The organism is Arthrobacter sp. E70, assembly GCF_058266945.1.
Window position 1 is genome coordinate 1 of sequence record NZ_JBYQFR010000025.1, and the last position, 19622, is coordinate 19622.

A 19622-nucleotide genomic window follows, 5' to 3' on the forward strand; every position below is an offset into this window, starting at 1 on the left:
GCGACGCCACCTCCACGAGCCTGCCGGAGCCCTTCAGCTCTTCAGCGAAAACAGCAGCAGCCCGCATCGGCCCCACAGTATGCGAACTCGAAGGACCGATCCCGATCGAAAAGAGATCAAAGACGCCAACAGCCATGACGAGGTTTCCTAACTAAAACAGGTGGTTGGGATGGAGCGGGCAGGACATCCTCTGCGTGCTCGGTCGCGAAGACGCCCGCTGAGCGGACGTGACGCTCCCTTAGACGCACGCTGCCGGATGCCCCACCCACTCCGCGGGCACGTCACCGAGGCGACGTGCGCATGAGGGGCCGGCGGAGCCGGACTTTTCGAAAGCCTGCTCCCCACCGTCTCCCTAACCTCGCAAGCTCGGCCAGGGAACCCTGACGGCGTGGGCCCATGCACGCGTGAAAATGTCCGGTCCGCCGACGCGGACGCAACCAGGGTGAAGCACTTAGGCGAGGTTGGTGATTGACGGGTAGAGCGGGTGCGCTTTGGCCAAAGCATCGACGCGGTGGCGCAGCCCCGAAAGGTCCGTGCCGGCGTCGGCCGTCAATGCTTCGGCGATGATGTCCGCCACCTCGCGGAAGGCGTCCTCACCGAAGCCGCGCGTGGCCAGGGCAGGCGTGCCGATGCGCAGGCCGGAGGTGACCATGGGCGGACGGGGGTCGAACGGGACGGCGTTGCGGTTGACGGTGATGTCGATCGCGGCGAGCCGGTCCTCGGCCTGCTGGCCGTCGAGTTCGCAGTTGCGCAGGTCAACGAGGACCAGGTGCACGTCGGTGCCGCCGGACACCACGCTGATGCCCTTGGCGGTGACGTCGGGCTGGACCAGGCGTTCGGCCAGGATCCGGGCGCCCGCCAGGACGCGCTCCTGCCGCTCACGGAACTCCTCGGACGCGGCGATCTTGAAGGCCACTGCCTTGCCGGCGATGACGTGCTCCAGCGGCCCGCCCTGCTGGCCGGGGAACACGGCGGAGTTGATCTTCTTGGCGATGTCGGCGTCGTTGGACAGGATGATGCCGCCGCGCGGACCGGCGAGGGTCTTGTGCGTGGTGGAAGTGGTGACGTGGGCGTGCGGCACCGGAGACGGGTGGAGCCCTGCGGCCACGAGCCCGGCGAAGTGGGCCATGTCCACCATCAGGTAGGCGCCTACGGAGTCAGCGATCCGGCGGAATTCGGCGAAGTCCAGCTGCCGTGCGTACGCGGACCAGCCGGCCACGATCAGCTGCGGCTTGTGTTCCTGCGCCAGCCGTTCCACCTCAGCCATGTCGATGGTGTGGGTGTCCTCGCGGACCTGGTACGGGATGACGTTGTAGAGCTTGCCGGAGAAATTGATCTTCATGCCGTGGGTCAGGTGGCCGCCGTGGGCCAGGTTCAGGCCCATGATGGTGTCGCCGGGCTTGATCAGCGCATGCATCACGGAGGCGTTGGCCTGCGCGCCGGAGTGCGGCTGAACGTTCGCGTACTCCGCGCCGAACAGGGCCTTGACGCGATCGATGGCGAGCTGCTCGATGACGTCCACGTGCTCGCAGCCGCCGTAGTAGCGCTTGCCCGGATAGCCTTCGGCGTACTTGTTGGTCAGGACCGAGCCCTGGGCCTGCATCACCGCGGCAGCAGTGTGGTTCTCGGAGGCGATCATCTCCAGGCCGTCGCGCTGGCGGCCCAGTTCGTCGTCGATCTTTGCCGCGATCTCCGGGTCCAGGACGGACAGGTCCGCGTTCAGGCTGGGGGAGACCACCTGTTCAAACGCCACGGTGCCCGCGGCAGATGATGCGCCGCTCACAGTTCGCCGCCGTTTGCTTCGGCGTATTCCTGTGCGGACAGCAGCGGGCCCTCTTCGGTGACGGTGACCTTGAAGAGCCAGCCGGCACCGTAGGGGTCGTTGTTGATCACGGCAGGGTCGCTGACCACGTCGTCATTGACCTCCGTGACCTCGCCGGTCACGGGGGAGTACAGGTCGGAGACGGACTTGGTGGACTCAATTTCGCCACAGGTCTCGCCTGCGGTCACCGTGGAACCAACCTCGGGCAGGTCCACGTACACAATGTCGCCCAGCGCCTCGGCGGCAACAGCGGACACGCCCACCACGGACGGGCCGGCGCCGTCAGCGGCGATCCATTCGTGTTCGGCGGAGTACTTCAGTTCAGCGGCAACTTTGGCCATGGTGTTTTTCCTTAAGTTCGGGGTTTCAAGAGTGCGGGAGCGCCGGTCTATTTTTGGCGCTTGTAAAAGGGCAGTGCGACGACTTCGAAGGGCTCGGCTTTGCCGCGCAGGTCCACGTCCAGGGCGGTGCCCAGCTCAGCGTGTTCGACGTCGACGTAGGCCAGTGCCACCGGGTAGCCCAGGGTGGGGCTGGGCTGGCCCGAGGTTACCTCGCCCACCACGTTTCCGTCTTTGAGGACGGGGTAGCCGCCACGGCCGGCGCGGCGGCCATGGCCTTTCAGGCCCACCAGTTTGCGCTTGGGGCCGGCTTCCTTCGCTGCCTCCAGTGCCGCCCGGCCCACGAAGTCGCCTTCCTTGGATTTGAGCGCCACCACAGGGCCCAGGCCGGCATCGAAGGGTGAACGCTCCAGCGAGAGCTCGTTCCCGTACAGCGGCATGCCCGCTTCAAGGCGGAGCGAATCGCGGGATGCGAGGCCGCAGGGGACAATGCCGAACTCTTCCCCGGCCTGGGCCACGGACTCCCACAGGGAAGCGGCGCCTTCATTCGGCAGGAAGAGCTCAAAGCCGTCTTCACCGGTGTAGCCGGTGCGGGCAAGGATGACATCGTGGCCGGCCACGGTGACCTCGTTGAACGCGTAGTACTTCAGGCCGGTGACGAGGGCATGCTGGGACTCATCCGTGAGCTTGAGCAGGATGGCCTCGGCCTTGGGTCCCTGGACTGCCACGAGCGAAGTTGCGGCCGAAGCGTCCTCCACTGTCACATCGAAGTTCGCAGCACGTTTTGCCAGGGCGGCGGCCACAGTGGGTGCGTTGCCCGCGTTGGGAACCACCAGGTACTTCTCATCGCCGAAACGGTACGTGATGAGGTCGTCAATGATGCCGCCGTCCTCAGAGCAGATCAGCGAGTACTTGGCCTTGCCGTCCGCGATTGCGGACAACTTGCCCACCAGGGCGTAGTCCAGGAAGGCACCGGCCTCGGGGCCGGTCACCCAGACTTCACCCATGTGGGAGAGGTCGAACAGGCCGGCGGCGTTCCGGACGGCGTGGTGTTCGGCCAGTTCGGAGCTGTACTTCAGCGGCATCTGCCAGCCACCGAAGTCGGTGAAGGAGGCGCCAAGCTTCTTGTGCTCTTCGTAGAGAGCCGTGTAGTTCTCAGTCATGGGGGATCCTTAGTTTTCGAACTCGGACAGCGGCGGGCAGGAGCAGATCAGGTTCCGGTCTCCACCGGCGCCGTCGATCCGGCCCACAGGCGGGAAGTACTTGTCCTGCTTGAGGTGGTGGACGGGGAAGACGGCCTGCTCACGGCTGTACTGGCGGGTCCATTCGGAGTTCACGACGGCGGCCGCGGAGTGGGGTGCGTTGCGCAGCGGGGATTCCTGGACAGTGAAGTCGCCGTTGGCCACCTGGTCGATTTCCTTGCGGATGGTGATCATGGCCTCGATGAAGCGGTCAATCTCGGCCAGGTCCTCGGACTCGGTGGGCTCCACCATCAGGGTTCCCGCAACAGGAAACGCGAGGGTAGGGGCGTGGAAGCCGAAGTCGATGAGGCGCTTGGCCACGTCCTCCGCGGTGACGCCGGTCTTGGCGGTGAGGTCGCGCAGGTCCAGGATGCACTCGTGCGCCACGAGCCCGCCCTCACCGGTGTAGAGGACCGGGAAGTAGTCGTTCAACCTGGACGCGACGTAGTTGGCGGCCAGCAGCGCTGCCTTGGTGGCTTCGGTCAGGCCTTCGCCACCCATGAGCTTCACGTACGCCCAGGAGATGGGCAGGACGCCGGCGGAACCGAAGTTCGAGGCGCTGATGGCCACGCCGTGGCCTTCCACTGTTCCCTCTGAGGAAGCCTTGTTGGCGTCGCCGGGCATGAACGGCGCCAGGTGGGCTTTGGCTGCGACCGGTCCGACGCCGGGTCCGCCGCCGCCGTGCGGGATGCAGAAGGTCTTGTGCAGGTTCAGGTGGGACACGTCGCCGCCGAACTTGCCCGGCTGGGCCAGGCCCACCAACGCGTTCAGATTGGCACCGTCAACGTAGACCTGGCCGCCCGCCGCGTGGACAGCCTCACAGATCTCAGTCACATCCGCGTCATAGACGCCGTGGGTGGACGGGTAGGTGATCATGATCGCCGAGAGGACGTCCTTGTTCGCCTCGATCTTCGCGTAAAGGTCCTCGTGGTCGATCGTGCCGTCCGCGGCGGTGGCAACCACGACGACCTTCATGCCCGCCAGAACAGCGGAGGCAGCGTTGGTGCCGTGGGCCGACGCGGGGATCAGGCAGACGTTGCGCTGGGCATCACCGTTGGCGCGGTGGTAGCCGCGGATGGCCAACAGGCCGGCTAGCTCGCCCTGGGATCCGGCGTTGGGCTGCAGCGACACCTGGTCGTAGCCGGTGATTTCCGCCAGGTCGGCTTCCAAGCCACTGATCAGTTCGCGCCAGCCCTTGGTCTGGGACTCCGGGGCGAAGGGGTGGATTGAGGCGAACTCCGGCCAGGAGATGGCTTCCATTTCGGCGGTGGCGTTCAGCTTCATGGTGCACGAGCCCAGCGGGATCATGGTGCGGTCCAGCGCCAGGTCCCGGTCCGAGAGCCTGCGGATGTAGCGCAGGAGCTGGGTTTCGGAGCGGTGGGTGTTGAAGACCGGGTGCTGCATGAACTCAGAAGTGCGGAGCACCTCGGACGGCAGGTCGAAGCCCGCAGCGTCCACCACGGGGCCGGCGCCGAAGGCGACGGCGACGGCGGAGAGGATTTCCGGCGTCGTGGTTTCATCAACGGAGACCCCGATGGTGTCGGCGTCAATGTAGCGCAGGTTGATGCCCCGTGCTTCTGCAGCGGTGATGACCTTGGCGGCCTTGCCGGGGACGGAGACCGTGACCGTGTCGAAGAACGCCTCGGTGGCCAGTTTCCGGCCGGCGATCTTGAGCGTGGTGGCAAGGGCGCGGGCGTTGTTGTGGACACGTTCGGCGATGGCCTTCAGCCCGTCGGGTCCGTGGTAGACGGCGTAGAAAGAGGAGACGATGGCCAGCAGCGCCTGCGCCGTGCAGATGTTGGAGGTGGCCTTTTCGCGGCGGATGTGCTGCTCGCGGGTCTGCAGCGCCAGTCGGTACGCGGGAACCCCGGCGTCGTCCTTGGAGACTCCCACCAGGCGGCCGGGCATGGAACGCTCCAGGCCCTTGGCCACTGCCATGTAGGCGGCGTGCGGGCCGCCGAAGAACAGCGGGACACCGAACCGCTGGGTGGAGCCGACGGCGATGTCGGCGCCCTGCTCGCCCGGAGGGGTGATCAGGGTCAGCGCCAGAAGGTCGGCGGCCACCGTCACCAGCGCGCCGCGCTCCTTTGCTTCGGCAATGACGCCTGCGTGGTTGAAGACGCGGCCGGAGACGCCGGGCTGCTGGAGCACAATGCCGTTGATGTCGCCTTCGGGCAGGCCCTTGGACAGGTCGGCAACCTCCACCTCGAAGCCGAGCGCCTCAGCGCGGCCCTTGACGATGGCGATGGTCTGCGGCAGGACGTCGGCGTCCAGGACGGTCTTGCCGTCGCGGGCAGCCTTGTTCTTGTTGGCCCTGCGCATCATGAGGACTGCTTCAGCGACGGCGGTGGCCTCGTCCAGCAGGGACGCGTTGGCGATCGGCAGGCCCACCAGGTCCTGGACCATGGTCTGGAAGTTCAGCAGCGCCTCGAGCCGGCCCTGGGAGATCTCCGGCTGGTAGGGCGTGTAGGCGGTGTACCAGGCCGGCGCCTCAAGGACGTTCCGGCGGATGACGGCCGGGGTGATGGTGTCGTAGTAGCCCTGGCCGATCATCTGGACGGCGGTCTTGTTCTTGGCGGCGAGGCGGCGCAGTTCAGCCAGGACCTCCACTTCGCTGAGGGCATCGGCGAGCTTCAGGGCAGTTTCCTGCCGGATGGAGGCCGGGACGGCCACGTCAACGAGGCCATCCACGCTGTCGTAGCCGACGGCTTTCAGCATGGTGTCGACGTCGGCCTGCCGGCGCGCGCCGATATGGCGGTCAACGAATGATGTTGATGCGGATTGAATCGTCATGAGGAACTCCAGGTCTGGCCGGCCAAGTGGCACGGCATGCGGTGGGTTCCTCCCCGCTCTGTATTGGACCTGAGAGATTCCGCGTTGCCTGCTCTTGGCAGGGCTCCGCTTGCACCGTCGGTGAGTGCTGCCAGAGCAGCACTGCTTTCCAGAGTCGCCTCGCCGTGACGGTACATGGGCCTGAGAGATTCCTGGGGAGGATTTGCTCCTACGGCGCCTGTCCGGTGGATGCCGGGAGGGCTCTCCCGTCACAGCTCGAAAGGCTTATTCAAATGTGGGTGATTCGGCTCACACGGTACAGGTTTGTTGAAGCAAAAACAAATTGCGGCGTCACGCTGCTGGGCCTTGACGCTCCGTTGCCGCGAAAAGACATCCCGGGTTGACATCCGATCGTGACGGGCACCACACTGATCCCCGGGATTGGCGCCGAGGCCTGGCTGGCTCAGCGTAACCGGAGCAGCCCCGTTCCGGCGCCGGTCCCATCGCCCAACCTCCGCAGCTCGGAGGTGGTGGCGTCCAACTGAAAATGAGCCTTCGACCTGCGGCGGGAGAGCCCTGCCGGTACGTTCAGCAGGCGCCGTAGGAGCAAACCCTCCCCAGGAAACTCTCAGGCCCACGTACCGCCGCGGTGAGGCGACTCTGGAAAGTAGCCGGGCCCTGTCCTGGCTCACCGACGGTGCAAGCAGGCCCTGCCTGGGTCTGCGGAATCTCTCAGGTCCCATACAGAGCGGGGAGGAAATCCAATCTTTGCGACACCCCGGGTGCCGCTCGAACGATGGAGTTCCTCAATGACGACCCACTCCCCGACGTCCCCCGGCGGCGGAGCCCCGCACCTGGAGCGGCAGCTCAGCAACCGCCACATCCAACTGATCGCCATCGGCGGCGCCATTGGCACCGGCCTGTTCATGGGCTCCGGCAAGACCATCTCGGCGGCCGGCCCCTCAGTGATCTTCGTGTACATGATCATCGGCTTCATGCTGTTCTTCGTCATGCGTGCCATGGGTGAACTGCTGCTCAGCAACCTCAACTACAAGTCGTTCAGTGACTTCGCCGCTGACCTGCTGGGTCCGTGGGCCGGCTTCTTTACGGGCTGGACCTACTGGTTCTGCTGGGTCATCACCGGCATCGCCGATGTGATCGCCATCGCGGGCTACTCCCGTGAACTGTGGCCCGGGGTTCCCCAGTGGATTCCCGGGCTGGCCACCGTGGCCATCCTCCTGCTCCTGAACCTCGTCACGGTCAAGGCGTTCGGCGAGACCGAGTTCTGGTTCGCCCTGATCAAGATCATCGCCATTGCCGCGCTGATCATCGTTGGCCTGTTCATGATTCTCACCGGTTTCCAGTCCGACGCCGGCCCTGCCACGTTCACCAACCTGTGGAGCCATGGCGGGTTCTTCCCCAACGAATTCATGGGCTTCGTGGCCGGCTTCCAGATCGCCGTCTTCGCCTTCGTGGGCATCGAACTGGTGGGTACCACCGCTGCCGAGGCCAAGAACCCGGAGCGGAACCTGCCCAAGGCCATCAACTCCATTCCCATCCGGGTGCTCCTCTTCTACGTAGGTGCCCTCATCATCCTGATGGCCGTCACCCCCTGGACCGAGTTCAAAGCCGGCCACAGCCCCTTTATCGCCATGTTCTCCCTGGCGGGGCTGGGCGCCGCAGCCACCGTGGTCAACCTCGTGGTGCTGAGCTCCGCGATGTCCTCCGCCAACTCCGGCATTTACTCCACCTCCCGCATGGTCTTCGGGCTTGCCCAGGAAGGCGACGCGCCGGACGTCTTTGGCAAACTGTCCCGGCGGAAGGTACCCCAGAACGCACTGTTCCTTTCCTGCGTGCTGCTGCTGTCCGGCGTCGTCCTCATGTACGCGGGCCAGGACGTGGGCAAGGCGTTCGACATGGTGACCACCGTCTCCGCCGTCTGCTTTGTCTTCGTCTGGTCCATCATCCTGGCCAGCTACATTGCCTTCCGCCGCCGGCGGCCGCACCTGCATGAGGCATCGAAGTTTAAAATGCCCGGCGGCGTTGCCATGGTTTGGGTGGTCTTCGCCTTCTTCGCCTTCGTGATCTGGGCCCTCACCACCCAGCCGGACACCCTGGTGGCCCTTCTGGTCACCCCGGTGTGGTTCATCATGCTGGGCGCCGCATGGTTCGTCCTCCGGCGCCGGCCCGCGCACCAGGCCCGTTTTGCCACCTTCCAAGCTGAACTGCAGGCAGACCAGGACTTCGCTGAGGCAGCATCCGGCATGGCTGTCCGGCGGGGTGCCGCCGATGAAGCCGCCGAAGAACAGGTCAAGCGGTGATCGGCACCGACGCCCGCACCGCCGAGGCCCGAACCCCCGCGGCAGACCGGCTCCAGGCCGTGCCCCCGGAGACGGGCAGGGAATTCGTGCTGACGTTCCACTGCCCGGATGCCCTGGGTATTGTCCAGGCGGTGTCGGCATTCCTGCTGGATCAGGAATGCTACATCGTGGACATCAAGCAGTTCGGCGACAGGGCAAGCGGCCGGTTCTTCATGCGCGTCCACGTCACCTCCGAGGTTGACATCGACCTTGCCCGCCTCCGCGCCGGTTTCGGGCAGGTGGCCCAGGAATGGCAGATGGACTGGCGCCTGGAACGCCACGGACGCAGGCAGCCCATCCTGGTGATGGTCTCCAAGTACGAGCATTGCCTGAACGACCTCCTGTTCCGCGCCCGCAGCGGGGAATTGCCCGTGGAGATCGCCGCCGTGGTGTCCAACCACCCGGACCTGGAACCGCTTGCGGCGTGGCACGGTGTTCCTTTCCACCACATTCCCGTGGCTCCGGACACCAAGACGGATGCGGAGGAGCGCTTGCTGGGCCTGGTGGACCATTACTCCGTGGAGCTGGTGGTGCTTGCCCGCTACATGCAGGTGCTCAGCGACGGCCTGACCCGCAAGCTGGACGGCCGGGCCATCAACATCCACCACTCGTTCCTGCCCAGTTTCAAGGGTGCCAAGCCCTACCACCAGGCCTACGAGCGCGGCGTCAAAACGGTGGGAGCCACAGCCCACTACGTGAACTCGGAGCTCGATGAGGGGCCCATCATTTCGCAGCAGGTCATCGAGGTGGACCACACGTACTCCGCCTCGGACCTGGTCACCGTTGGCCGCGATGCCGAGTGCAAGGCCCTCACGAATGCCGTCCGCTGGCATGCTGAAGGACGAATAGTCCTCTCCGGCAACCGGACGGTCATCCTCCGCTAACTGCGGGTTCACCGACGTGGCTGGTGCCTGCTCCCCATCCGGAGGGGCAGGCACCGGCCGCACCAACACACATGAATACAGCCTTTCGAGCTGTGGCGGGAGAGTCCTCCCGGCCATCACCGGGCAGGCGCCGTAGGAGCAAATCCTCCCCAGGAATCTCTCAGGCCCATGTACCGTCACGGCGAGGCGACTCTGGAAAGCAGTGCTGCTCTGGCAGCACTCACCGACGGTGCAAGCGGGCCCTGGCTGGGCATGCGGAATCTCTCAGGTCCAATACAGAGCGGGGAGGGACCCGATCCATGCCGTGCCCCCGTGGCCGGCCGAACCTGGAGTTCCTCATGACGATTCAATCCCTCATGCCACCCGCCGCTGCACCACTTCCCGCGGAAGGGCAGGTCGACAATTCCGGGACGGTGCTGCCTGTCCGGATGCAGATCATTCCCGCGGAGGGTGTTGCGGCCCGCATCCAGGCCGCCGTGCCCGTTGGGACAAAGCTGGCGGTGACCTGCCTGCCCCGCCAAGGTGTCGGGGCCACCATCCGGACTGCTATCGAACTTGCCTACCTTGGCTTCGAGGTTGTACCGCACCTGGCCGCACGAAGCATCGAAAGCCGCGAGCAACTGGCCGGCGTGGTGCGGAACTGCCAGGACGCAGGCATCACGGAGGTGCTCGCCGTCGGTGGTGACGCAGGGGTGCCCGCCGGCAGCTATGACAGCACCCTCTCATTGCTGGAGGACCTCGCGGAGGTGTCCGGCGGACGGATCCGGGCCGGTGTGGCGGGTTACCCCGAAGGGAACCCGGGTCACAGCGAACTGCACATGCTTGATGCCCTGCTGGAAAAGCAGCATCTGGCGTCCTCGGTGGTGACGCAACTGTGCTTTTCGGCCGCCCGCATCCAGTGGTATGCCGAAATGCTCCGCCGGGAAGGGGTGGGGCTGCCCGTCTGGGCAGGAGTATCCGGGGCCGTCCCCCGGGGCCAGTTAATTTCCCTTGCAACCAAGATCGGTGTGGGCCCCTCCCTCAAACTGCTGGACCGCAAGGGTCCCCTTGGCCGCCGCCTGCTCCAGGGCGGCCACTATTCGCCCGTGTCCCTCGTTGCGGAACTCCAGCGCGTAGGAGCGGTGGAAGGAATCCACCTTTATACCTTCAACAACCTGGCCGGTATCGCCAGCTGGAAGGCCAGCGACGGGGGCAGCTTGTGAGGGGAAGCGGGAAAGTTCAGCATGCTTAGTGTTTCTCCACATAGGATGGAAAAGCACGGCAGCTCACCCGCTGCAGGTCGATTTGAATGAAGGTGACCATGGCCAGGCGCAGCAATCCCGCAGTACGAATCGCACAGGAAACCGCCCACAACGCAATGTTCGATGCCGAAGGCAAGCCCAAGCCCGGTGTCCACAACATGCTCATGAAGGCGGTGCAGATCCAGCGGCCCCTCGTGGTTGCGTACATCCGGCGGCTGCAAAAGAAGCATCCCCGTGCCACCGCCGCGCAACTAGCCGACATCGCCGAGCGCGACTACCTGCGCGCGGTCACCGGCGGCGGCGCACTGGTGGGTGCTACCGGCGTCGTCCCCGGTGTGGGAACCATCGCATCGCTGGGACTTTCCGCGGCCGCAACTGTTGGCTTCCTGGAAGCAACGGCCCTCTACGCCACCTCGCTGGCCGAACTGCACGGCATCCGCCTCACCGACCCCGAGAAGGCCGGCACTATGGTCATGGCCATCATGCTTGGGGAGGAAGGGACCGCCCTGCTGGGGACGCTCAGCGGCCAGGCAGCGGGTGGAGCCAGGCCCACGGACGTCTGGGGGAACGTCCTGTCCAGGTCATCGCTTCCCGGCTTCGGCAGTGTCCGAAAGAGGATCCAGCACGCCTTCCTGAAGAACCTGCTCAAGCGGCAAGGGACTGCGCTGTTCGGCAGGGCCCTTCCGTTCGGCATCGGCGCGGTGGTGGGTGGAGCGGGTAACCTCGTGATGGGCCGTGCGGTGGCAGCAAACGCCCGGGAGGCGTTCGGGCCCATGCCGGACACCATTCCCGGCGAGCTGACGGCGGCCGCGGCGCCTGATCACCAGGCGCTGACACCCTGACGCTGGAAGGCATTACACGTGGATCTCAACGCTGACCTTGGCCAAGCATTCGGTTCGTGGACCATGGGCGGCGACGCCGCGATGTTCCAGTTGGCGACCAGTGCCAACGTGGCGTGCGGCTTCCACGCGGGCGATCCCGTCACCATGCTGGACAGCTGCCGGGCAGCGTACGAACTGGATGTCACCGTCGGCGCGCACCTGGGTTACCGCGACCTCGCAGGCTTTGGCCTGCGCGCCCTGGATGTGAGCTTCGACGAGTTGTTCGGGGACGTGCTGTACCAGCTGGGCGCGCTCGACGGCGTTGCCCACGCGGTGGGCGCCTCCGTGGACTACGTCAAGCCGCATGGTGCCCTGTACGACAGGCTGGTGCACGACGCCGAGCAGGCCTCCGCCGTAGTGGCCGCAGTCATTGCCTACGATCCCGGCCTCCCCGTTCTGGGCTTCCCTGGCTCGGAGCTGTTGAAGCAGGCCAGGGAGGCGGGGCTCCCGGTATTTGCCGAAGCGTTCCCGGACCGCGCCTACCTTGCCGACGGCAGCCTGGTTCCGCGCTCCCAGGAGGGCGCAGTGTTGTTCGACGCCGACGCGGTAGTCGAGCGGGCTGTGCGGCTGGCCACCAAGGGGGAAGTGGCGGCCGTGGACGGAACAGTGGTGCAGGTCCGCCCGGACTCCCTGCGCCTCTCCGGGGGGACTCCCGCCGCGGTGGAAATGGCAGCACGCGTGCGGGCAGGGCTCGAGGCCGCCGGCGTGGAGCTGGAGTCCTTCGCCTAGCGCCTGCTGCAGTTCCAGAGCTAACACGTCAACAGGGCAAATGGCTTTGCGAAGAATTCAGCCCAGAGTGGGTCGTCGGGTGACAAGTCGCCGGGGTCGATGAGTGTGTCGTCGTCCGGTTCCCACTGCGGAACGTCCCCGGGGCTGGCATGTTCATCTGGGCCGCCGGCGAGCATCATCCAATCGGACATCGTCCAATAAGGCCAGTGGGTTGGTTCTCTATCGTGTTGTTCGGCTGGGTAGGTGCGGCCGGTGGGGGAGGTCCAGCCGGGTGGTTCGTTGATGGTGGCGGGGGTAGGGGTCCAGCCGGTGCTGTGTTTGAGGCGGTGGTGCTTGGGGCAGAGTTGTCCCAGGTTGGACGCGCCGGTGGTACCGCCGTGTTCCCAGGCGGTGAGGTGGTCGGACTCGTTGTCCAGGGTCCGGTTGCTGCAGCCGGGGAAGGTGCACTTGGCGTCGCGCATCCGGATCCACCGTTTGACCGCCTCCGTGAGCCGGTAGCTCTTCCGCCCGATCTCCAGCGGTGCCCCGTCCCTTGGGTCGACGAGGACACGGTAGAACGAGTCGGCGCCGTCGGCGAGAAGTTTGCGGGCCATGGAGGCCGGGATCGGTCCGTGGCCGTCGAGGATCGCGGGTTCGTCGGTAACGCCGAGGGCGGAGAACACCGGAACCATCACCAGCACGTCGGCCCTCGGGACGGGGACCTGGCCGAGGGCCGTGGTTCCCGGTTCCGGGGGACTGCCATCGCCGAAGCCGGTGTCGCCGGAGCCCGTGTCGCCGGAGCTGGTGGTTCCGGCGCCGAGCAGCACGCTGGCGGCGATGTCTGGGCGGAGCTGGGTGAGGGTGCGGGGTTCGTCGGGGCCTTGGAGGCCGCGGGCGATGGCGGTGGTGCGGTTCCAGATCGCGCTGGCGGTGTCCCCGGGGAGGTGGAGCGTGATCCGGGCCATCCCGTCCCGGTCGGGCCGGTACTCCATCCGCCGGTCCGCGGCTCCTTTGGCGTGCCGCTTCTCCAAAGATTCGGGGTGGTGGCGTTCGCGCCAGGCGCGGGCTTTGGCCCTGAACCGTGACGGGACCAGCGTCCCGGGGGCGGCGCCGCGGGCCGGGTTCGGAGCGCCGGGGTCGAAGAAGTGCGCCACAAAAGACGCCGCCCCGGCAGGGCTCAGGCCTTCGGTTTCCTCCACGATGACCTTGGCGTGCTGCCACGACAACGCCCCGTCAGCCAGCGCCTCCATGACGGGCGGCAGCGAGCAGACCTGCTGCGACTGGTGGACGAACGCGCCCGCGGCGGCGGAGCTGATGGTCAGGACCCCGGCGATCTCCTCCACCACGGACATCTCGGCGTAGGTGCGTTCCGGCAGGGACGCGTCCGGCGGGGTCATCGCCTGCTGGATCCGGATGCACTCCGAGGCATCCAGTGCTTTCACCGCGGCGAGCTGGCCCTCCAGGCGGGACGCGAGTTCCAGCCGCTCCAACCGGATCTCATACTGCCGCTGCAACACATCCACACCAGCGCCGGCACTGTCACCGGAACCTAGCGCAGTCTGCTCCAGGAACAGCGCATCAAGGGCAGCAACAGAGGCACGAACACCCTCCATCCCCGACCCCGAACCGCTCACTGAACCGCCGCTGATTCCCATACGCACATCATCCATCGACCCACTGACATTCAGGACGGCGGCGCTGACCCCCAGGGCAACCTCAGCCCACGCAACCTCAGCCCAAAGGTGCCTCAACAGGCCACATCGTCTGCCGCCGTCGTAAGCATTTCCGCTGCGCAGGCTCCTTCCCGCACCCTATACTCCTTCCCGCACCCTATATATGCGGCGCGAAAAGTAACCTGCGCGTCCTCAGAAACTATCGGCGTCGAAAACCCTGGAACGGAACCCTCACCCAAAAATCAGCTGCGCCACCGTGAAAATCGCGAGTCCGGCCAGGGAGCCCACCACCGTGCCGTTGATCCGAATGAACTGCAGGTCCTTGCCCACCTGGAGTTCGATCTTCTGCGAGGTTTCCTCGGCATCCCAGCGCGCCACCGTGTCCGTGATGACTCCCGCAATGTCGGAGCGGTAGGTCCGAACGAGGTACCCGGCGGCGTCGGCAATCCAGGAGTTGACCTTCCCCGCCAGCTCGGCGTCGTCAACCAGCCGCGAGCCGAAGTCGCGGACCGCTGCCTTGAACTTGATGGTGAGTTCACTGTGGGGATCGTCCACCGCGCTCAGCAGCGCGTTCTTCACCGTACCCCAGGTCCGGGACGCGAGTTCGCGCACTTCGGGATCACCCAGTACCTGCGCCTTGATGACCTCAGCGCGGGCGATCATGGCGGGATCGTGCTGCAGGTCCCGGGCGAGATCGTTGAGGTACTTGTCGATCGACTGGCGCACCTGGTGGTTGGGATCGGCCTGGACGGCGCGGACGAACTTGAGGATCTCGATATAGACCTTGTCTCCCACGAGCCCGTCCACGAACTGCGGAACCCAGGTGGGGGAGCGGTCGGAGACCAGGCGGGAGACGGTTTCATGGTTGTCGTCCACCCAGTCGGCGGCGCGGTCAACCAGCAGGTCCACGAGGGTGTGGTGGTGCCCGTCGTGGAAGATCCGCTCCGCCAGCCTGCCCACGGGCGGCCCCCACGGCGGAGTGAGCAGGTGCTTGCGGACCATTCCCTCGATCACGGCCTGGACGTCGTCGTCATTCAGCACGGTGAAGGCGCCGCGGATGACGGCGGCCCCCTCCTTGGCGACGCGCTCCGCACCACCCGGCCCGGCGAGCCATTGGCCTGCCCTGCGGGCTATGTTGACGCTCGCCAGCTTGTCCTGCACCACCTGCTCGGAGAGGAAGTTGGTTTCCACGAACTCGCCCAGCGAGGCGCCGATCTGGTCCTTCCGGCGCGGAATGATGGCCGTGTGCGGGATCTTGATGCCCATGGGGTACTTGAAGAGCGCGGTCACCGCGAACCAGTCAGCCAACGCGCCCACCATGCCTCCTTCCGCGGCCGCGCGCACGTACTGCAGCCACGGATAGTCCTTCTGCAGGGCAAAGGCAAAGACAAAAATCACGGCCATGGCGATCAGCAGGCCCAGCGCCACGAGCTTCATCTTCCGCAGCGCTGCCGCCTTTTCGGCGTCTCCGGCTCCAAGGGGACGGCGTACGACGGCGGCCGGCACCGTGCTGCCCGGCCCGGCGGACGGTGCGTGCCGGGAGTGGGCATCCTGCGTAGTTGGCTCAGTTGTTGCCTCAGAGTTCACCTGCATGTGCCAAGCCTAGTCCCGAAGGCCGGGGCCGGTCGGCTACCGTGTGTCCATGACAACTGACGAGTCAGTGCCGCAGCGGCCGTTGGTCTTTGCCCACCGCGGCGCTAGCGGCGCCTTTGCCGAACACACCCGGGCTGCGTATCTGCAGGCCCTGGCGGACGGCGCGGACGGGGTGGAGTGCGACGTCCACCTGACCCGGGACCAGCACGTGGTCCTGCTGCATGATGCCAACCTGGACCGCACCTCCGACGGGACCGGGCCGGTGGCTGACCGGACCCTGCATGAGCTGCGCCAGCTGGACTTTTCCTCCTGGAAGGGCGTCCGCATCCCCGAGGAATACGGAGCGCGCTCCGAACAGTTCCTTACCCTGCCCGAACTGCTCGACATCCTTCGGGGCGCAGGCCGCCCCGTGCAGCTTGCGATCGAACTCAAGCACCCCAGCCCCTACCAGCTCAAACTGGAAGACCGGGTGCTGGAGGTGCTCCGCAGCGAAGGTTGGGAGCCGCAGAGCTCCACGGTGGACAACGTGGCCGTGACCTTCATGAGCTTCAGCCCCGACTCCGTCCGGCACCTGCTGCACTCCGTCCCACCGCAGTACATCTGCCAGCTGGTGGACGATCTCACCATCCACGAGATCCGCGGCGGCCTGGGCCTGGGTCCGATCGCCGGGGGAGCGGTCACCAACCTGATGAAGGCCACCCAGCTTGAGAGTGAGCAGATCCTGGACGAGGGCGTGGTGGGGATGGCGGGCCCCGGCATCGATTACGTCCGGGAGCGCCCGCACACAGTCCGCCGCTGGCTGGATTCCGGCCGCCGCTTCCGGGTGTGGACCGTGGACTCCGAGGAGGACGTGGCGCTGTGCCGCGACCTCGGCATCCAGGAGATCACCAGCAACGTGCCGGCCCGGGTCCTGGACCAACTCCGGCTGGGCGCACCGCAGGGAAAGTAGGCCGGGGTGGGTGCCGCCGCAGATGCACCTTCACCGCTCCGGTGGTGGAGGGGGCCGCTGGACGTTGAGGGGCTGGCCATGCGTTCGGTGGCGGCCGCGGCGGAGGCACTGGACCTGTATACCGGCGCGCCGGGCAGGTTCAGCACTACGCCCTCTTTGGTAGCCGCCGCTTTCGATTCCTTTGGACACCTGCGGATCGACGGGCGGGCACTGCAGGGCTTCGCGCCACTGTCAGGCTTCCGCGGCACCGCCGACGGCTGGATCCGGCTCCACGCGAATTACCCCCACCACGAGCAGCGGCTGCTGCGGGCCCTCGGCGCTGCCACGGCAGCAGGCGTGGACGCGGCCCTTGGTTCCATGACGTCCCTGGACGCAGAAGCGGCCATCCAGAACCATGGCGGGATCGCCGCGGCCGTCAGGACCCGCCGCGAGTGGATTGCCACGGACATGGGCCGGGCCGCCGCCGCCGGCCCGTGGATCACCCGCGACGGCGGCAGCACAGCCGGCTGGGGGCTTCAGGACTTTCCGGTCGCCGAAGCTGCAGCCGCGGGCAAGAGCAACATCGGGGTTTCCGGCGGCAGCCCGGGCCTGCCCCTTGCCGGCCTCCGGGTGCTGGACCTGACAAGGGTCATAGCGGGACCCGTCGCCACGCGGCTGCTGGCGGCGCTGGGGGCCGACGTCCTGCGCGTCGACCCACCGGCCCTGCCCGAGATCGTGGACCAGTTCGTGGACACGGCATTCGGAAAACGGAGCGCGGAAGCGGACCTTGGGCTGCCTTCGAACCGGCAGCACCTGCAGCAGCTCCTGGCGGACGCCGACGCGGTAGTCACCGGCTACCGCGGCGCCGCCCTGAACCGATTCGGCCTCAATCCCCGGGATCTGCTGGCCGCGCATCCACGGCTGGTGGTGGTCACCCTTGACAGCTGGGGCAGGGCGGGGCCGTGGAGCGGCCTGCGCGGCTTCGACAGCATCGTCCAGGCGGCCAGCGGCATCGCCCACCTTTACGGCAGGGAAAATGACGACGATGGCTGGCGCCCGGGTGCCTTGCCGGTCCAGGCACTGGACCACGCCACCGGGTACGGCGTGGCGGCGGCAGCAATTCTCCTGCTGGCAGAACGCCGGCAAACGGGAAGGGGAGGTGCAGCCCGCCTGTCGCTTGCACGCACCGCCGAGGAACTCTTCGCCCTGCCCCTGAATTCCCTGCCCCTGCATTCGCTGTCACCAAAGACTGTGGACGCGGCGCAACTGCCGGAGCCGGGCTATCGCTCCATGGAAAGCACCTATGGGCCGCTCCGCTATGTTCCGCCGCCGCTGCTCATCTCCGGGCAGATCCTGGACTACACAGCTCCGCCGCCACCCTACGGAAGTTCGGACCTCACCTGGGCCTGAGCCCGCGCTGGTTTCGGGCGCCGGCGCCGGCTGTGGTTGAGTGGTTCCATGCCTTTTCCCCGGTCCGGACCTGCTGTCCAGAGCCTGTCCGCTGTTGCCATGGGAGTCCTCCTGCTGGCCAGCGCCAACAAGCATTTCCGGGACCCGCTGTTCTACCGCGACGTGGTTCCCGGCTACCTCTGCCGGGACGACGCGGCTCCAAGCGCAGCCAATGAAGCTTACGGCGGGCGGCATCCACTGGCCGTCCTGTCCCGTGAGGAATGGATCGCTGCCACCGGCCTGCTTGAGCTGGCCGCCGCCGTCGGAATCCTCCTCCCGCCCACGCGGAAGGTGGCCGCCACGGCGCTCGCCGGGCTGTTCACTGCGTTCCTGGCAGGGCATGTCGACGCTCTCGCGCGCGCCTATGGTCCGGACGGGACTCCACGGCAACGCACGATCCATACTGCACGGCTTCCGTTGCAGGCACCGCTCATCCTGTGGGCCTGGAGCCTCCGAAAACCCGGCCTCCGAAAGCCCGGCCTCCGAAAGTCTGCCGTTCGGGGCCCTGCCTGGCCGCTCCGGCCGTGAAGCTGCTGGCGTCGCCCGCGGTCCGGGTGGGGATTTCCATCAGCATCGCCACGGGGCTGTACGGGGTGTCGTTCGGAGCGCTCTCGGTCACGTCGGGCCTGAGTTTCCCGCAGACCATGGCCTTGAGCCTGCTCCTGTTCAGCGGTGGCTCGCAATTCGCTTTCATTGGAGTCGTGGGCGGCGGCGGTTCGGGTATCGCCGCCATGAGCGCTGCCACCCTGCTGGGGATGCGCAACGGCATCTACGGCATGCAGCTCAACGCCTTGCTCCGGCCGCGCGGCTGGCGGAAATATGTCGGCGCCCAGCTGACCATTGACGAGTCCACGGCCACCGCCACCGGCCAGGAGGACCCCGCGGAGCAGCGCCGTGGGTTCTGGGCCGCCGGCATCGGCATCTACGTGTTGTGGAACGTCTTCACGGCCGTCGGTGCCCTGGCCGGCAGCGGGCTTGGCGATCCGAGGCAGTGGGGACTGGACGGTGCCGCCGTCGCGGCCTTCCTGGCGCTGTTGTGGCCGCGCCTCAAGGGACGGGAACCGATCGCGATAGCGGTGATGTGTGCCGTAGCCACGGTGATTGCCGTTCCGTTGGTGCCGGCGGGCGTGCCCATCCTGGTGGCCGCCGTGGTGGCTGCCCTGGCCGGCTGGTTCAGCCACGGGCGCCGCGACGAAGGGCTGGAACCTGACATCGAGCCGTACGCGGAGCACGATCACGGCCGCCGCGCGTCCGGGAGTCCTAATGCAGGGGGATCCGGACAGCGGGCGGGGCACGGAGACGGCGCACAGCCGGGAGCGGGCTCATGAATCTGTGGATCTGGCTGATCCTGGCCTGCGTCCTGGCGTACGCCTGGAAGCTCGTCGGCTACTTCGTCCCTGCCAGGTTCTTGGAAGATCCGCGGACATCGAGGGTTGCGGGCACCATGACAATAGGACTGCTGGCGTCATTGACCGTAGCCAACGCGGTGGCATCAGGGCAGGCATTGGTGGCGGACGCACGGCTCGGCGCACTCGCCGCGGCGGCTGTTGCGCTGGCACTGCGGGCACCCTTCCTGGTGGTGGTGATCGCCGGCGCGGGCACCGCGGCGCTGTTGAGGTTTCTTGGCTGGAGCTGACCGCCGTCGCTGGGCACCGCAAAATCCCGCAGCACAAGCCGAGTAAAAACCCGCCGCAAAAGGGGGATCCAGGCCACTGCCGCGGCGCCCTGCCGG

The 19622-nt window shown here is 66.7% G+C and carries 18 protein-coding genes and 3 riboswitches; of the genes, 11 read left to right on the plus strand and 7 right to left on the minus strand.

The genetic code is table 11. The annotated features are described in order from the left end of the window. The 5 genes from AC3IMC_RS20015 to gcvP all read right to left on the minus strand — a co-directional run. Window positions 1-136, minus strand: a 136-nt coding sequence (locus tag AC3IMC_RS20015) for a serine dehydratase beta chain (RefSeq protein WP_490920681.1), incomplete at its 3' end; no start/stop codon positions are given. A 315-nt stretch (window positions 137-451) separates the two neighbouring features. Then, on the minus strand, window positions 452-1783 hold the full coding sequence (gene glyA / locus AC3IMC_RS20020; RefSeq protein WP_490920654.1) for a serine hydroxymethyltransferase: 1332 nt from the start codon (window positions 1781-1783) through the stop codon (window positions 452-454). Further along, window positions 1780-2163 carry a glycine cleavage system protein GcvH gene (gene gcvH, locus AC3IMC_RS20025; RefSeq protein WP_490920655.1) on the minus strand — a complete coding sequence of 128 codons (384 nt, stop codon included), beginning with the start codon at window positions 2161-2163 and terminating at the stop codon, window positions 1780-1782. Before gcvH ends, glyA begins: the two co-directional genes overlap by 4 nt. A 47-nt stretch (window positions 2164-2210) precedes the next feature. Next, complete coding sequence (gene gcvT, locus AC3IMC_RS20030; protein ID WP_490920656.1) at window positions 2211-3323, minus strand: glycine cleavage system aminomethyltransferase GcvT; 1113 nt, start codon at window positions 3321-3323, stop codon at window positions 2211-2213. A gap of 9 nt (window positions 3324-3332) precedes the next feature. Further along, the gene (gcvP, locus tag AC3IMC_RS20035; RefSeq protein ID WP_490920657.1) at window positions 3333-6194 is read right to left on the minus strand and encodes an aminomethyl-transferring glycine dehydrogenase; all 2862 of its coding nucleotides are present in this window, start codon (window positions 6192-6194) and stop codon (window positions 3333-3335) included. A gap of 158 nt (window positions 6195-6352) precedes the next feature. Beyond that, a riboswitch (glycine riboswitch) is annotated at window positions 6353-6452 on the minus strand. 134 nt (window positions 6453-6586) lie between these two features. On the opposite strand from gcvP, the gene AC3IMC_RS20040 reads away from it, so the two are divergent. The 6 genes from AC3IMC_RS20040 to AC3IMC_RS20065 all read left to right on the plus strand — a co-directional run bounded on the left by AC3IMC_RS20040 (window position 6587) and on the right by AC3IMC_RS20065 (window position 12268). Next, on the plus strand, window positions 6587-6718 hold the full coding sequence (locus AC3IMC_RS20040; protein ID WP_490920658.1) for a hypothetical protein: 132 nt from the start codon (window positions 6587-6589) through the stop codon (window positions 6716-6718). Window positions 6719-6729: 11 nt separating this feature from the next. Then, window positions 6730-6827, plus strand: a riboswitch (glycine riboswitch). Window positions 6828-6982: 155 nt separating this feature from the next. Continuing rightward, window positions 6983-8494, plus strand: a complete 1512-nt coding sequence (cycA, locus tag AC3IMC_RS20045) for a D-serine/D-alanine/glycine transporter (protein ID WP_490920659.1) — start codon at window positions 6983-6985, stop codon at window positions 8492-8494. Window positions 8495-8553: 59 nt separating this feature from the next. Continuing rightward, entirely contained in the window at window positions 8554-9417 is an 864-nt protein-coding gene (gene purU / locus AC3IMC_RS20050) for a formyltetrahydrofolate deformylase (RefSeq protein WP_490920682.1), read from the plus strand. 86 nt (window positions 9418-9503) lie between these two features. Then, window positions 9504-9603: riboswitch (glycine riboswitch) on the plus strand. A 152-nt stretch (window positions 9604-9755) separates the two neighbouring features. Further along, a complete protein-coding gene (locus tag AC3IMC_RS20055; RefSeq protein WP_490920660.1) occupies window positions 9756-10619 on the plus strand; it encodes a methylenetetrahydrofolate reductase in 864 nt (287 codons plus the stop codon). 98 nt (window positions 10620-10717) lie between these two features. Then, on the plus strand, window positions 10718-11500 hold the full coding sequence (locus AC3IMC_RS20060; protein ID WP_490920661.1) for a hypothetical protein: 783 nt from the start codon (window positions 10718-10720) through the stop codon (window positions 11498-11500). Between the two features lie 18 nt (window positions 11501-11518). Next, window positions 11519-12268 carry a LamB/YcsF family protein gene (locus AC3IMC_RS20065; protein WP_490920662.1) on the plus strand — a complete coding sequence of 250 codons (750 nt, stop codon included), beginning with the start codon at window positions 11519-11521 and terminating at the stop codon, window positions 12266-12268. A 20-nt stretch (window positions 12269-12288) separates the two neighbouring features. Here the strand turns inward: AC3IMC_RS20065 and AC3IMC_RS20070 are convergent, their stop codons facing one another. Further along, window positions 12289-13902 carry an HNH endonuclease signature motif containing protein gene (locus AC3IMC_RS20070; protein WP_490920663.1) on the minus strand — a complete coding sequence of 538 codons (1614 nt, stop codon included), beginning with the start codon at window positions 13900-13902 and terminating at the stop codon, window positions 12289-12291. Between the two features lie 249 nt (window positions 13903-14151). Further along, complete coding sequence (locus tag AC3IMC_RS20075) at window positions 14152-15513, minus strand: DUF445 domain-containing protein (RefSeq protein WP_490920664.1); 1362 nt, start codon at window positions 15511-15513, stop codon at window positions 14152-14154. A gap of 49 nt (window positions 15514-15562) precedes the next feature. Between AC3IMC_RS20075 and AC3IMC_RS20080 the strand changes: the two genes are divergently transcribed. The 5 genes from AC3IMC_RS20080 to AC3IMC_RS20100 are packed head-to-tail and all read left to right on the plus strand — an operon-like array spanning window position 15563 to window position 19526. Further along, window positions 15563-16462 (plus strand): glycerophosphodiester phosphodiesterase, encoded by a 900-nt coding sequence (locus AC3IMC_RS20080; protein ID WP_490920665.1) that lies wholly within the window; start codon window positions 15563-15565, stop codon window positions 16460-16462. 6 nt (window positions 16463-16468) lie between these two features. Next, entirely contained in the window at window positions 16469-17851 is a 1383-nt protein-coding gene (locus tag AC3IMC_RS20085; RefSeq protein WP_490920666.1) for a CoA transferase, read from the plus strand. A 48-nt stretch (window positions 17852-17899) separates the two neighbouring features. Continuing rightward, entirely contained in the window at window positions 17900-18418 is a 519-nt protein-coding gene (locus AC3IMC_RS20090) for a DoxX family protein (RefSeq protein ID WP_490920667.1), read from the plus strand. Further along, window positions 18415-19218: an AzlC family ABC transporter permease gene (locus tag AC3IMC_RS20095; protein ID WP_490920668.1), complete on the plus strand. Its 804-nt coding sequence runs from the start codon at window positions 18415-18417 to the stop codon at window positions 19216-19218. Before AC3IMC_RS20090 ends, AC3IMC_RS20095 begins: the two co-directional genes overlap by 4 nt. Next, complete coding sequence (locus AC3IMC_RS20100; protein ID WP_490920669.1) at window positions 19215-19526, plus strand: AzlD domain-containing protein; 312 nt, start codon at window positions 19215-19217, stop codon at window positions 19524-19526. Before AC3IMC_RS20095 ends, AC3IMC_RS20100 begins: the two co-directional genes overlap by 4 nt. The last annotated feature ends 96 nt before the right edge of the window (window positions 19527-19622 follow it).

Bases quoted from the DNA above. Each gene is read 5' to 3' on its own strand.
- gcvH (WP_490920655.1), bottom strand. From the start codon at position 2,163: ATGGCCAAAGTTGCCGCTGAACTGAAGTACTCCGCCGAACACGAATGG.
- gcvT (WP_490920656.1), bottom strand. From the start codon at position 3,323: ATGACTGAGAACTACACGGCTCTCTACGAAGAGCACAAGAAGCTTGGC.
- gcvP (WP_490920657.1), bottom strand. From the start codon at position 6,194: ATGACGATTCAATCCGCATCAACATCATTCGTTGACCGCCATATCGGC.
- cycA (WP_490920659.1), top strand. From the start codon at position 6,983: ATGACGACCCACTCCCCGACGTCCCCCGGCGGCGGAGCCCCGCACCTG.
- AC3IMC_RS20055 (WP_490920660.1), top strand. From the start codon at position 9,756: ATGACGATTCAATCCCTCATGCCACCCGCCGCTGCACCACTTCCCGCG.
- AC3IMC_RS20060 (WP_490920661.1), top strand. From the start codon at position 10,718: ATGGCCAGGCGCAGCAATCCCGCAGTACGAATCGCACAGGAAACCGCC.
- AC3IMC_RS20070 (WP_490920663.1), bottom strand. From the start codon at position 13,902: ATGGGAATCAGCGGCGGTTCAGTGAGCGGTTCGGGGTCGGGGATGGAG.
- AC3IMC_RS20075 (WP_490920664.1), bottom strand. From the start codon at position 15,513: ATGCAGGTGAACTCTGAGGCAACAACTGAGCCAACTACGCAGGATGCC.
- AC3IMC_RS20080 (WP_490920665.1), top strand. From the start codon at position 15,563: ATGACAACTGACGAGTCAGTGCCGCAGCGGCCGTTGGTCTTTGCCCAC.
- AC3IMC_RS20090 (WP_490920667.1), top strand. From the start codon at position 17,900: ATGCCTTTTCCCCGGTCCGGACCTGCTGTCCAGAGCCTGTCCGCTGTT.
- AC3IMC_RS20100 (WP_490920669.1), top strand. From the start codon at position 19,215: ATGAATCTGTGGATCTGGCTGATCCTGGCCTGCGTCCTGGCGTACGCC.